The sequence below is a fragment of the Shewanella sp. AC34-MNA-CIBAN-0136 genome, from assembly GCF_040309945.1.
GTDB lineage: Bacteria > Pseudomonadota > Gammaproteobacteria > Enterobacterales > Shewanellaceae > Shewanella.
Map to the genome: position 1 here is coordinate 39,015 of NZ_JBEOPJ010000025.1, position 14,409 is coordinate 53,423.

Below are 14,409 nucleotides of genomic sequence, written 5' to 3' on the forward strand. Positions count from 1 at the left end.
ATTGAATAAAAACCACCGTTTTGGAACTGTCACTTCGATGTAAGCATCGATAGTAACTTCACCAATAGATGGGCTTGGAATAAAGCTGCGGTGATACGCATTTATAGTCAACAGTCGCATCGCGAATTAGACGGTAAGGTTAATACCAATGCGTCCTAAATGATTTTATTCATTTAAGACGCTAAAATGGCAATGCTAGGGTAACGTACATTAGACAGGCATAATATTATTGAGCAATGTTACTAATTTGTATCACGGGATGGGTATTTGTGAAATTAACTATATCTGCCGCTATCACAGCTTGATGTGGGCCAAATGATTGTTTAAATGTTTCTACAGATTCAAATGTAAGATGACCCATTGCGATGTACATAGGAGGCTCACCGGGTACAACACTAGCAAGGCCAAGGTCTGCACTGGCTGAAAGAAGTGCTTCCCCGACTAAATCTGCAACAAGTGGTAAATGGGTTTTACAGTAGTAATCCATATCGAAAGTAGCACTTTCACTATTTGGGTACAATACACTGACTTTAATCATGACATTCTCTCTTTTATTAATCGTTAAGTTCTACAGTATTCAAACATAGTGGCGACAGATTAACACTTTGACGAAAACCTTATCTACACAATGCCCGGTCACCATATCGTTTTTTAAAATTGTTGCCCATGCTCATTGCTTCGTTTGCAAAGTGTTAGTTACATTTAATGAGGCTAGTCTACGCAACAACTTGTATGGGTACTTATCAGAAAAGCTCAGTTGATGGTCACTTTAGTCCAAAACGAATTAACGCGACCTCTTAAGGAATTGCCGTTGCTACATATTAAGGGGATTGCCGTTGGCGATACTCAGACGGCGAGCAACCGATATGTTTTTTAAACACACGATTAAAGGTTGATATAGATTCAAAGCCTGTTTGAAAAACAATGTCGGAAACCCGAGAGCTTGGTTCGTCTAGCAAACTAATGGCTTTATCAATTTTTAATTGGCTGATATGTTTTTTAGGGGACTGTCCATAAACCTCGTTGAATTTTCGTTTGAAGCTCGACACACTCATATGGCACAACGCGGCCAATTCTTCGATGCTTACATCACTGAATAAGTGATGCTGGATAACTTGTTCGAATTTGACAAAATTAGGCTTAAACATCGATGCTAAAAAATCTAATTCTGATGGGGCTGACACCTTTTGGGTCATCAACAACACAAATTCACGTAACTTGGTTTCTATCATCAAGGGCGTTGCCAAATCAGGTGTGTCGAGCAATATAGAAATACTGTCCCGAAAATGTGTCAACAATTGGTCCACTTCTACTTGCTTTAAGTCGTAATCGACTTGATAGTCCGATTGGGTGAAATCGAAATGAAATAAACGTTGAAAAATATCGGGAAACAAGAAAACACCAATCACCTCACCACGGCCTTGCTCTAACTGGCCACTTACGGTTTCATAGAAATAATTGACGCATTTGGCAAGTAAGCCAATCTCACGGTTTACCGTCAATACTCCTGTTGCAGTACGCACCTGGTACTCACCTTCGGTAAAAAAAGCAAAACATGCTTCGTTAGATGCAAATTCTCGAGCAAAACGCTTAAAAGCTGGAATAGTAAGTTTTTTAAAAACAACATGACCTTTGTATTCAAGTGTTTTCTCAATAGAGGAACCCTGCATGAATAAACAACCGCATAATTGAACAGTCGTTAAAGTATGTAATACAGCTGTCTTTTACGCCAGAGGTTTGTGGTTCAAGACCTAACGTTAAACGAAAAATCGCGCCATAAGTATTGGATAACAAGGCGCAGTTTCTTATATCTCGTAGCGTCATTCGTTACCTATATCAAGGTAATGAATACTCTATAAAAACTGATTTTTAATCGTTTAATACTCTTGTTCTGAAGTTAATCATTTAACACTTAACCTAGAAAAATGAGCTTCAAACAATACATTTGAATCTTCAAAAAAGACTCCCGTAATCAATATTTAAAGGGTTAGGTATTAGTGATAAAATGAACAGGATTATTTTGCTAACTGCATTACCTGACTGAGAGATAATAAACAACATCATGGTATTACCTGTACTCTATTCGTTGAGAAATTGTCCTTACGCAATGCGCGCTAGACTGGCTATTTATGCATCCAAACAGCAAGTAAACCTGCGCGACCTAGTGTTAAGCAACAAACCTGCAGAAATGCTTACGGTGTCGCCCAAAGGTACAGTGCCAGTTTTAGTCACCACAGATAATCAGGTCATCGATGAAAGTTTATCCATCATGCTATGGGCTTTTTCACAAACAGACCCTGACGATTATGTTAAAAAAGCAACGCCAAACGCGTTAACTGAAATGTTGGCGGTTATTGCGATATTTGATAATGAATTCAAAGGACATTTAGAGAAATACCGCTGCTCTAAACGTTACCATGAACCGTCGCTTATAGAAGATAGACAACAATGTGAGCGTTATCTTGCGGATCTGGAATCAAGGCTTTGCCAGCACTCATATTTAATGTCTGACCAACCAAGTTTGACAGATTTAGCATTAATGCCGTTTATTCGTCAGTTTGCCAGAGTTGAGCGACAATGGTATTTACAATCACCCTACCCAAAATTACGACAATGGCTTAATCACTATTTACAGAGTCGAATGTTCAGCAAGGTGATGGTACAAAACCCAATGTGGTTAGACTCAAAACAAGAAATTATTTTTGGGGCCAATGTATAAGGCTGGCTTGATAAGCCAGTCATCAAAACTCGCGGCGACAACATTAAAATATTTCGCCTCAGAATATGAACTAACAACCGTCTAAAATAAAAGACATCTAAGTTAAACGTCGTCGAAAATAAAAATCATCTAAGTTAAACGTCATCAAAGATAACAATCATCTAAGATAACAATCGATAGCCTATCAACCTTGTGCATCGCAGAGTAAGTTGGCGTAACGTTCCATCGGAATACTCATTTGCTCTTGTAACGCTTTGCCTTTCGCCAGTAGATCGTGTCTTTTTATCGCAGGAATGTCGCTTTTGAATGCGAGCACGATGGTATTGCCGCTTTCGACGTCAAAACTGAGTAATCGATTTTCAAATTCGAGCGCGAGTAATTCATCTAACTCTTGGCGTAATTCAGCTGACGTATGCCAGATATTGAGCACCAAAACCCCCTGTTGATTAAGCGCATTTTTACAATCGTGTAAGTAGGATGATTGTACTTGTTTCGGCTCCATACCTTGTGAGTTGTATAGATCTGAAAAGATAATATCGCTTTTTATGTCGGTATTTTTAATGTAATTCACCGCATCGTCTATATGAATAGCAAGACGATCAGTTTCAGGTAAGTAAAAAAACTCTTTCGCGGCCTTCGCGACGGCTTCACGGTATTCAACCGCGTGTACCTTCAAATCGGCGAAGCTACTGAGCAATATTTTAGTCATTGAACCTGCACCCAGCCCCATGATTGTGGCTGTTGTTACTGCGGGAATAAAAAATAAACCTGCCATCATGGCTTGGGTGTAGCCTAGATGTAATCCATTAATATCATTGATTTTCATGCAACTTTGATAGATTTTTCCATCAAAACTGAGAATGCGGCTGTTTCTTGTTTGATAAACATAAATGGGGCCGTGCTCATCTGCTGTAGATGAAATGCAGGTTCCTTTGATATCCATGGTATTTTTGATACCTCTTAAATATGGGGTTGTAGCGGGTAAGGCAGTATAACGGAAAATAAGCTTAGGTCTTTGTTATTGATTTTTATCGTTTAATAAATGAAAGTATTTAGTGAGTAGCCACTTTTATTTGCTACCGTTGTCTCGCAACAAAGTATGAAATTTCACGCTACAGAGTATGAGCTTTAGATCAAAAACCTCCGATTTACAAAAATGAACCTTGCACCGTTAATTTAACGTTAGTCGCTTTTTATCCGTCATCAAGCTTATGCGAAACATCTTATCTATCATTAATGTCTATCGTTAATATCTAACCTAGTCATCTCTAATCTAATAATCTCTAACCTGGTCATCTCTAATCTTATAGTGTTTAACTTTGCTATGCCTTACAGCAGAGTGAATCAATTCACTCTGCTCATGCGCTATTTTTTATCAAACTTGCTGAGACTGTTTTACGGGTTTGAATTAGGGTATATCCACCACTTAATACCACCAGCAGACTTCCAAGTAGGGTTGCTAAATCTGGCGATTCTCCAAATATAAATATCCCCAAACCTAAGGCAAATAATAAACGGGTATAACGAAAAGGAGAAATAACCGATACATCGCCCGCGCGCATAGCGATTGTGAGGGCATTATACGCCATCACCCCAAACACAATTGCACCGATAATTTGCGCTGCTGCAGTGGAACCAAGTTGTAATGGCTCGTTTTGGTATAATTGTATGGCAATGCCTGCTGGAATTAGCACAAAAAAACCATACACCCCAAGTTGCATATTAGACAACACTGGTGAAGCTGCGCGAGTTGCTAAATCACGACCCGCAAAACCTAAGGTCGCGACAACCGCAAATAAAGACGTTGCTTCAAAGCCATCAAGACCAGGGCGAATAATCATCAACACGCCACAAAAACCAATCAATACGGCAATCCAGCGTTTAAAACCAACCTGTTCACCAAACAATAAAGCGGCACCTATCATTGCGATTAACGGGGTGGCCTGCAAAATGGCCGATGCACTTGATAAAGGCGTTAGCGTGATAGCCAATGCAAAACAGAAACGACCAATAACTTCGCACACCGCACGGATGAGTATTGGCGTAGACAATATCGCTGGGTGTAAAATTGTTTGCCCTTTACGCCAAGTCAGCAGCATAAAAATCAACATTCCGCCCAATCCAAATAACGCTAAAATCAGACCAATAGAAGTGGTTTCGGCTGCCGATTTAATCAGCATGTCTTCAATAGAAAATGCTGCCATCGCGGCAACCATAAAAAGACTACCTTTAGTATTATTCAAAATAACTCCAACAATGGGTCGATTGTATCCAGCTGAAAAAGCGGAAAAGCTGACGAACTCAGCCGATAAAAATATAAGCCGGCAATGATATCACTCACCATATGCTATCGAGAAAACATCATTTGTTTGCAACTGTGTCTAACTTGAACTTGAACTTGAACTTGAACTTGAACTCAAATCTAAACTCAAACTTAAACTTAAACTTAAACTTAAACTTAAAGCTAAAACTAAAACTAAAACTAAAACTAAAGTATTTATCGAAAGTAAGGCTGTTTCAATTCTGCCAATGCTTATGACACAGCTATTTAATGCGTTACTTGTCTGTGCGTGTAATATCAACTTCACTTGCAAATAGATTGCCCATCAATATTAAAGCCCAGTGCGATAACTCAACACTGGGCTTTAATGACTACACGCAAAATATCAATTTATGGCTTCATGTAACTCTTGATACATCAACTCACGCATCTTAAATTTTTGAATTTTCCCCGTCACTGTCATTGGGTATTGGTCAACAAACTTGATGTAGCGCGGTACTTTAAAATAGGCAAACTTTTCGGTTAAAAAGTGACGAATATCGTCTTCGGTGATGTCGGCATTGGCACGGACCTTAATCCACGCGCATACCTCCTCGCCGTATTTGTCACTCTGCACGCCAAACACGGCAGCATCCTGCACGTCCTTATGGCTATAAAGTTTTTCTTCAATTTCACGCGGATATATATTCTCACCGCCGCGGATAATCATGTCTTTTATACGGCCAACAATTTGCACATAGCCTAATTCATCCATTTGGCCGATATCGCCCGAATGTAACCAGCCTGCGCTGTCGATGGTTGCAGCCGTTTTGACTGCATCATTCCAATACCCTTGCATGATGCAGTAACCTCGACTGCACACTTCACCGGGTTGACCAATAGCAACCACGTCGCCAAACTCATTGATGATTTTCACTTCGGTATGCGGCAATGCTCTGCCAACGGTGAGCACTTGTTTTTCGATTGGGGAGTCAATTTCAGTAATGTGATTTAACGGGCTGCATTCGGTTTGTCCGTAACCAATTAGCACTTCTTTCATATACATTAACTCTTGTACTCGGCGCATGACTTCTTCGGGGCATGTGGCGCCCGCCATAATGCCTGTGCGCAATGAGCTAAGATCAAACTGGTTAAATTGTGGATGTTCTAATTCGGCAATAAACATGGTTGGTACGCCATGTAGAGCTGTGCAGCGCTCATTTGCAATTACTTGTAACGTGGTAAGAGGATCAAAAGACTCACCGGGATACACAGCTGCTGAAGCATGAATAACACAGGCTAAACTGCCTAACACCATGCCGAAGCAATGATATAAAGGAACCGGCATGCATAACTTGTCAGTTGAGGTAAAGCCCATGGCGTCAGCCACTAAATAAGCGTTATTTAAAATATTGTGATGTGATAACGTCGCGCCTTTAGGGCTACCTGTAGTACCTGAGGTAAATTGAATATTAATCGCATCATGAGTATTGAGAGCGTCAGCAATGGTGGCCAACACATGTTGAGCTTCGTCGTTAACCTCCAGCAGCAAATCATTAAAGTTGAGCATGCCGGGTGTACGGTCGGTGCCCATTCGAATAACATACTCGAGTTCAGGCAGTGCGAGTGTAGTGAGCTTACCTGCAGTGCTGGTGCTTAACTCTGGCAGCAACTCATTTAACATCTGTAAGTAATCACTGGACTTAAATTTATCGGCACAAATCACTGCTCGACAGCCCACATTACTCAAAGAGTATTCCAGCTCTTCAGGCCGATAAGCCGGATTAATACACACCATAATGGCACCAATTTTAGCCGTAGCAAATTGGGTTAAACACCACTCAATGTTGTTAGGAGACCAAATTCCGACTCTATCCCCGGGCTGAATACCTAGCGTTAATAAGCCGGTGGCAAGTGCATCAACCTTTGCTTGAAACTCACGGTAATTCCAGCGGATTTGTTGATGATGAACGACTACCGCAAGATTGTCTGGGTAAGCACTGGCAATATCATCAAAATATTGACCAATGGTTTTATCGGTAAGCGTCGTTGAAGTGACACCATGATATTCACTTTGAGTAAGCGGTAGTTGTGCTTGATGTTGATTGACCATTAAAGCCTCCTTGCATGTGCTTCGTCATGCTCAAGCTAACCAATTAACGGCCTGACTCACAAGTAAAAAAGCACTACATTAGACTAAAGAGGCATGGTGAGTAATGTTTACAGCAAAGGCTAATATTGACAGTAACGCATTCATTTTTGTCAGTAACGGTTTGATGATGATGTCTAAACAACCTTATTAAAACGACTTTTTAACGCCCCCTAAAAACAATAAACAAAAGTGAACGACGAACTGGAGTGATAACCGGAGCAATAATTAAAACGATAGACGAAATCGAAAAATTAACCATAGCCCAAACTAAATACCTAAACACCTAAACACCTAAACACCTAAACACCAACTATTAACATTATTACAACAATATCGTGTAAGTTAACTACAGAATGGAATTGAAAAACACAAAACTATTAACCACAACCCGCACTAAATCATTTAAACGTTGATCTAGCGCAAGCTTTAGTTAAAAATCGAACAAATACTGATGTTTTTTAATTCCAAGCCGATAGCTTCCTTATACTTATCTAAAAGTGACATTCATCTAATTATTATGCTTGAGACAATTCGCACACTCTTTTCCGTTACAGATGAAAGCCTTTTAGTCGTTGGTGACTTTCAACCTATAGTCGTTTTCATCTCTATCGCTATCGCGGTTTTCGCCTCGTTTATGGCATTACAAGTCGCGTCGCAAGCGGTATTAACGCTCAATAAATATAAACGATACTTACTCACCAGCTGCGGCAGTATTGCACTTGGTGGCGGTGTGTGGTCGATGCATTTTATTGGCATGTTAGCGTTCAGTTTATGCACTCCGGTGAGCTATGACATCGGCTTAACCGCGTTATCGTTTATTCCGAGTATTGCCGCATCTTGGGTAGCCTTAAATGTCATATCAACAGCCAAACCAAAACTAAGCCAGTTTGTGGTGGGCGGTATATTGACCGGTGCAGGTATTGGCACCATGCATTACGTCGGCATGGCGGCTATGGAAATGGCTCCCCTACTACGTTACGACTTATTCTATTTTGGCTTATCAATAGTTATTGCCATTATTTTGGCCATTGTCGCACTGTGGATACGTTTTAGCTTGAACCATCTAGGTCGCTTTACCTTAAGTGAATTACATAAAAATGCGATTGCGGCGATGGTGATGGGTTGCGCTATTTCCGGCATGCATTACATCGGTATGGCTGCGGCTCGTTTTGTCCGCCCACCAGGATTTGAATTTTCTGAACAAACCACAAAAATGTCACTGTATTTAGGCATTGCCGTTGCCACGATTACGGTGGTGATTATTTTATTGGTGTTAGGCGTCAACATGCTGATTAAATACCAAACCTCGTTACACCAAGCCAAATTATCTGAAGCACGCTACCGCGCGACCATTAGTACCGCCGTTGACGGTATCATTACCTTTAACGCTAAAGGGCGTATTGAAAGCGGCAACCAAGCGGTAGAATTACTCCTGGGCTGGCGACTTGAAGATGTGTGTCACCAAAATATTCGTGACTTTATACCAGGCCCATTTATCGAAGAATTTAACGCCCGTTTAGACAGTTTTTTTAACCACAACATAGCGCAGCAAAAAAGTACTGGCCGCGATGTAGAAGCGCTACATGTTAACGGTACGGTCATTCCGGTTAGGGTATCTATTGGTCATGCATGTATTGAAGGTAAAAGCCTGTTTGTGATGTACATAAGCGACTTACGTCACCGTATTGAAATGCAACGTGCACTAATTAAAAGCGAAGCCCAGTTTCGCTCACTTATCGCCAATATTCCCGGTATCGCCTATCGCTGTTTAAATACTGAAAACTGGCCGATGGTATTTATTAGCGACGCGGTTGAAAAGATCACCGGTTATCCAGCAAGCGACTATATAGGCGCAACACCAAAACGTCATTTTTACCAACACGTACACCCAGATGACCTTGAGCAAATAGGTAATCAAGTCGTCACAGAGCAAGTGTTTAAGCTGGAATACCGTATCTATAATGCCAACGGCGATATTCGCTGGTTGCTCGGTTATGGTGCTCATGTTGACGGGATAGATGTACAAGATAAATGGCTCGACGGCTTTATTATGGACATCACCGATCGCAAAGAAATGGAGCAATCTTTATTAATTGCCAAAGACAAAGCGGAACAAGCAGCATCAGCTCGTTCGGCATTCCTAGCGAACATGAGCCACGAAATTCGCACCCCAATGAACGCCATTATTGGCTTTAGCGACATTTTACTCGACGATTCGCTACCCGCTGAACAGCAAAAGCATTTACGTACCATTAATCAGTCTGCTAAGTCTTTATTGCACCTATTAAACGATGTTCTCGATAGTGCTAAGTTAGATAAAGGCAAGTTCGATCTCGAATTACGCGATTTCTCTGTTATTGAAGAAATTGATTCGGTGGTATCGACTTTATGGTTACAAGCTAGCTCTAAAGGTCTGTTCTTAAATGTGAATGTATCAGCAGATGTGGCAATGTCCTATCATGGTGCTCCAGACCGAATTCGTCAGGTATTGACTAATTTAATTGGCAATGCGATTAAATTTACCGCCGAAGGGGGTGTCAGTATCGATGTGAGCGTTAAACCAAGCGGTTGCATTGAATTTGCCATTAACGATACCGGTATTGGCATGACGCCAGAACAATTAACCTTAGTGTTTGATGCCTTCGCTCAAGCAGATGCCAGCATGAATCGTCGTTTTGGTGGCACAGGTCTTGGTACGACCATCAGCAAACAATTGGTTGAATTAATGGGTGGCAAAATTACCGCCAAAAGCACATTTGGCCAAGGCAGTTGTTTTGGTTTTGCCTTGCCATTAACCGCGCCCAAACACATCAACAGCACGTTGACCCCGTTAACAAATAGTCACATTAAACCATTGGCCATTTTGATTGTTGATGACATTCAGCAAAATATTGATTTGCTCACCATTATGATGAAGCGCCAAGGTCATAGCATCATTACTGCCCGCGACGGTAAACAAGCCCTACTGCGGATGCGCAGCGACAAAATTGATATTGTATTGATGGACGTGCAAATGCCTATCATGGACGGATTAACCGCCTCGCGTACTCGTCGTGAACAAGAGCAAAATGAACAGTTACCGCATATGCCAATTATTGCATTAACGGCCAGCGTATTGCCTGAAGACAAAAAAGCAGCCTTGGATGCCGGCATGGATGGTTTTGCCAACAAACCTATCGATATGATGCTGCTTAATCATGAAATTGCCCATGTATTGAAACTTGAACAAAGCAATGTGGCCGTCGATAACCCCGCTGTTGATATCGACAACAGGCAAGTGGTTAATGAGAAAAAAGGCGCTTCGATGTGGGGAGATCAAATGACTCTCGTGAAAGAAATCAGCCTATTTATGACTAAACAACACGATAGCAACCAACAGCTTAAACAATTAATACAAACTGCCGACTGGCCAGCTATTAGTCAACAACTGCATGGACTCAAAGGGCTGTCTGGCAATTTAGCTCTAATGCAACTGACACGGTTATTTAGCGATGCTGAACGCTCAGCCATGACAAAATCCAGCACAGAATTACTGACCTTGTTGCCAAAGATTGAACAGGCTTTTGCGCGCATCGCAGCCTATCTTAGCACTCAAGATATCAGTCAACACCCAGATAAAGCCGCAGAAAAAGATCCTATGAGCGTCGATGAGTTCATCCAAATCATTAACCTTATTCGCTTAGCTGCAAAAGAAAACCAATACAATGAGCACGATGTAGACACACTAATTGCAGCCACTCCGGCGGCATACCGACAGCAATGTATCAACATACAACATGCTCTAGACGACTTTGAATTCGAACAAGCAATAACACAACTCAATACTCTTGAGTCCGATGTTACTGCACAGTAAAAAGACTGAATTGAATGATATATAACAACCAAGACCGTATGCCGACAATTTTAGTTGTCGACGACGAGCCCGCTAACCTCAGAGTATTAAAGAAAATGCTTGAGGATCAGTACAGGCTGATATTTGCTAAAAGTGGCGAAGAAGCTCTGCGTTTAATTGAACGCGACCTGCCTGATTTGATTTTACTCGACGTGATGATGCCAGGTATGACTGGTTTTGAAGTCTGTCAGCAACTAAAAACAGAGCAACGCACCAAAGCAGTACCGGTCATTTTTGTTACGGCGTTAAGTGACGAAGTAGATGAAGCCAAAGGCTTTGATGTTGGCGCGGTAGACTACATCACTAAACCCGTGTCCCCAGCGGTGGTTAAAGCACGTGTTCGTACTCATTTGTCTTTAGTGCAGGCAGACGATTTGCGCCGTACTCGTTTACAAGTCATTCAACGCTTGGGCCGAGCATCAGAATACAAAGACAACGAAACCGGTATGCATGTGATGCGCATGAGCCATTTTTCTAAAATCATTGCCCTCGCCTATGGTTTATCAAAATCGGCCGCCGACAATTTACTCCATGCAGCACCAATGCACGATATTGGTAAAATTGGTATTCCCGACAGCATTATGCTTAAACCGGGTAAGCTCACCGATGAAGAATTTGCCATCATGAAAAAGCACCCTGAAATCGGCGCCGAAATTCTAGGTGAATCAGATTCAGATTTGATCGCCTTAGCCAAAGTCGTCGCCATGACTCACCACGAAAAGTGGGATGGCAGCGGCTACCCTCATGGACTTAAAGGTGAAAATATTCCTATTGAAGGACGTATTGTGGCAATTGCCGACGTATTTGATGCTCTCACCAGTAAACGCCCTTACAAAGAAGCATGGACTGTCGACAAAGCCATGGCATTTTTACATGACCAAAGCGGCATACATTTTGACCCGCAATTAGTGACATTATTTCAGCAATCTTTACCCAGTATTTTATACATTAAGCAGCGCTGGCAAGACTAATATGCCGTAATTAGCACGTTAGTTTTTGTCATGCACAAACGGGCTTAGCTCAGTGGTTTAGCCCGACATCAATTGTTAAATTCACCGTATTTTATTATCACCACTAGGATTTTTTATGACACCGGCTGCAGCATTACCAAGCCAACTGAATACTACCGCCATTTTGTTAGTGTTAGCCTTAGGCACATTTATATTGGGATTATCAGAGTTTTCAATGATGCCAATGCTGCCATTAATTAGTGAAACATTTTCCTCAACACCGTCACAAAGTGGTTATGCGATTAGTGCTTACGCGATAGGCGTTGTTGTCGGCGCCCCTATTTTAATGCTGACCACAGCCAACATGAAAAAACGCCATGCCTTGGCAATATTTCTGACATTAATGTTTATCTCTAATGGCTTAAGTGCCATGGCAACCTCACTTGAACAGCTTATTGTATTTCGCTTTTTAAGTGGCCTACCCCATGGCGCTTATTTTGGTGCCGCTATTTTATTGGCTGCCGATATTGCTCCTCAAAATAAACGTGCAAGTTACATGTCTAAAGTGTTTATGGGCCTAACCATAGCCACCATTGTAGGGGTTCCCATTGTCACTTTAGTCGGCCAAAACTTAAGCTGGCGCTATTGTTTAGCGGGTGCATCTGTCCTCGCCTTAATTGCATTAGTGTGCGTATATGTGGTGATCCCTAAAATTGAAAACAACCAACCATCAAATTTAATCAATGAGTTTAGCGTATTAAAGAATAAGTTGGTCTGGTCAATTCTTGGCATTGTGATTATTGGTTTTGGTGGTGTATTTTGTATTTACACTTACATCGCCGATACCATTTTAGTGGTGACGGAAACGCCGGCATACACCATTTCAATCGCGATGGTAATGTTTGGCATTGGTTGTACCTTAGGCAATTACGTATTAGGCAAAGCAGCCGATCGCGCAGCCTTAAAAACCACTGGTATTGCCTTAGTGTGTACGATTATATTTTCGCTTGCTTACGTCAGTGCCAGCCATAATATTTGGCTATTGTATGCGGTAATTTTCTTTATTGGCTGCAGTGTGGGTTTAGCGACACTGATTCAAACCTTACTGATGGACGTATCGCCAAATGGTCACGCGATGATAGGGGCATTAGTACAATGTTCATTTAACACCGCCAATGCTATCGGTCCTTGGGTGGGCGGCATGTTTATCGCACAAGGCGCAATGCCTAACGAGACAGGTTATGTAGCGGCAGTGTTATTTGCCGGCGGCTTAATGATGTGGCTGTTAAGTTATCTGCAAATGAATAAGAAAAAGGCTCAACTGGAACAATGTTCTGCATAATCAGGCTTTAGAATTTATTCTTTAACGAATTTTTATAACAAATAATCTAACTAATTATCTAACTCCCTAACGAATTATCGAACAAATTGCCTGGCTCAATACCGATAACATTGTCGGTAACATTGTCGATAACATTGTCGGTAACCGTTAGGGTAAGTAGTTTGAGCGTCTGAGAAACACCTATCTCGGCGACTTATCAAACCATTAAAAGCGTCATTTATATTACGTGATGAAAATGTATCAATATCAATAATGTAAATTAATTAACTATTATTTAATCTCAAATTTTTGCATCCATTTATCACAACGAGCGTCATCAAGCTCTTCATAAAGATGCAGTGCAGGTAATAATTCAAGCTCAAAACTTTCCTCGCTATCATTAGCTATCGCGGTTAACAGCATGGTAAACCAAGCCGTTATTCCACCTTGAGGTGACGCCTTTAATCGAGGAAAACTAGGGTCAGTTGCCGTCCCAATTAACCAGTCTTTCGCAAGTTCAGGGGCTATAACTAACGCACGCGCTAATCCAACAAAATCAACAGCGCCACATTCTATTACTTTTAATGCCTGAGTATAGGTTTTAAACCCTCCAGTAACGGCTATAGGCACATTTGTTACGCGTTTTGCTGTGGCTGCAAATTCTGCAAAATAAGGGTCTTTTGTAGATGAATCAGAGCTATATTTTGCTCCGGGGAAATAAGATCCACCGCTTATTTCTATCAAGTCTAATGAAGTTTGATCAAATATTCGGATAGCGGCTAATGGATCTTCCTGCGTTAAACCACCTTCTAATTGATCGGTGGAATTAATCTTAATACCTATTGGGAATGAATCCCCAACAGCACTTCGCACTTTCTCACTTAATAGTGTTTGTGTGGCCGCACATCGCGGTATTGGCAGTTGCCCCACTTGTCTATCGTCATAACAACACGACTGCAGTGCTCTGATTTTTCTGCGACGTAAAGTAATGTAAAGCTAGAGAGTTTTAAAAAATGTGGCATAATATGGGCATGCCTATGACCAAAACGACTGACAACATTTTGCTAATCGACGACGATGAACGTCTCGCAGCAATGATCAAAGAGTATCTTGAG

10 protein-coding genes are annotated in these 14,409 nt (G+C 41.4%); 4 read left to right on the forward strand and 6 right to left on the reverse strand.

From position 1 onward, the window contains the following. Positions 1–226 precede the first annotated feature (226 nt). Positions 227–538 carry an EthD family reductase gene (locus AAEY94_RS19095; RefSeq protein ID WP_101088005.1) on the reverse strand — a complete coding sequence of 104 codons (312 nt, stop codon included), beginning with the start codon at positions 536–538 and terminating at the stop codon, positions 227–229. A 283-nt stretch (positions 539–821) separates the two neighbouring features. Next, positions 822–1,670: a helix-turn-helix domain-containing protein gene (locus tag AAEY94_RS19100; RefSeq protein ID WP_350979662.1), complete on the reverse strand. Its 849-nt coding sequence runs from the start codon at positions 1,668–1,670 to the stop codon at positions 822–824. Positions 1,671–2,062: 392 nt separating this feature from the next. Here AAEY94_RS19100 and AAEY94_RS19105 point away from each other — a divergent pair, with 392 nt between their 5' ends. After that, positions 2,063–2,719 (forward strand): glutathione S-transferase, encoded by a 657-nt coding sequence (locus AAEY94_RS19105; protein WP_162022770.1) that lies wholly within the window; start codon positions 2,063–2,065, stop codon positions 2,717–2,719. Positions 2,720–2,903: 184 nt separating this feature from the next. On the opposite strand, the gene AAEY94_RS19110 is transcribed toward AAEY94_RS19105, so the two are convergent. The 3 genes from AAEY94_RS19110 to AAEY94_RS19120 form a co-directional block, all read right to left on the reverse strand. Further along, positions 2,904–3,662 carry a spermine/spermidine synthase domain-containing protein gene (locus tag AAEY94_RS19110; RefSeq protein WP_162022769.1) on the reverse strand — a complete coding sequence of 253 codons (759 nt, stop codon included), beginning with the start codon at positions 3,660–3,662 and terminating at the stop codon, positions 2,904–2,906. Positions 3,663–4,077: 415 nt separating this feature from the next. After that, the gene (locus AAEY94_RS19115; protein WP_242445193.1) at positions 4,078–4,962 is read right to left on the reverse strand and encodes a DMT family transporter; all 885 of its coding nucleotides are present in this window, start codon (positions 4,960–4,962) and stop codon (positions 4,078–4,080) included. Positions 4,963–5,385: 423 nt separating this feature from the next. After that, positions 5,386–7,092, reverse strand: coding sequence for an AMP-binding protein (locus AAEY94_RS19120; protein WP_350979665.1), 1,707 nt, complete (start codon positions 7,090–7,092; stop codon positions 5,386–5,388). 556 nt (positions 7,093–7,648) lie between these two features. Here AAEY94_RS19120 and AAEY94_RS19125 point away from each other — a divergent pair. The 3 genes from AAEY94_RS19125 (at position 7,649) to AAEY94_RS19135 (ending at position 13,315) form a co-directional block, all read left to right on the forward strand. Then, the gene (locus tag AAEY94_RS19125) at positions 7,649–10,984 is read left to right on the forward strand and encodes an MHYT domain-containing protein (protein WP_350979667.1); all 3,336 of its coding nucleotides are present in this window, start codon (positions 7,649–7,651) and stop codon (positions 10,982–10,984) included. Between the two features lie 14 nt (positions 10,985–10,998). Beyond that, positions 10,999–11,994 (forward strand): response regulator, encoded by a 996-nt coding sequence (locus AAEY94_RS19130; protein WP_174839634.1) that lies wholly within the window; start codon positions 10,999–11,001, stop codon positions 11,992–11,994. Positions 11,995–12,109: 115 nt separating this feature from the next. Next, a complete protein-coding gene (locus tag AAEY94_RS19135; protein WP_123882708.1) occupies positions 12,110–13,315 on the forward strand; it encodes an MFS transporter in 1,206 nt (401 codons plus the stop codon). 270 nt (positions 13,316–13,585) lie between these two features. On the opposite strand, the gene AAEY94_RS19140 is transcribed toward AAEY94_RS19135, so the two are convergent. Further along, a complete protein-coding gene (locus AAEY94_RS19140) occupies positions 13,586–14,224 on the reverse strand; it encodes a beta/alpha barrel domain-containing protein (protein ID WP_350979669.1) in 639 nt (212 codons plus the stop codon). Between the last annotated feature and the right edge of the window lie 185 nt (positions 14,225–14,409).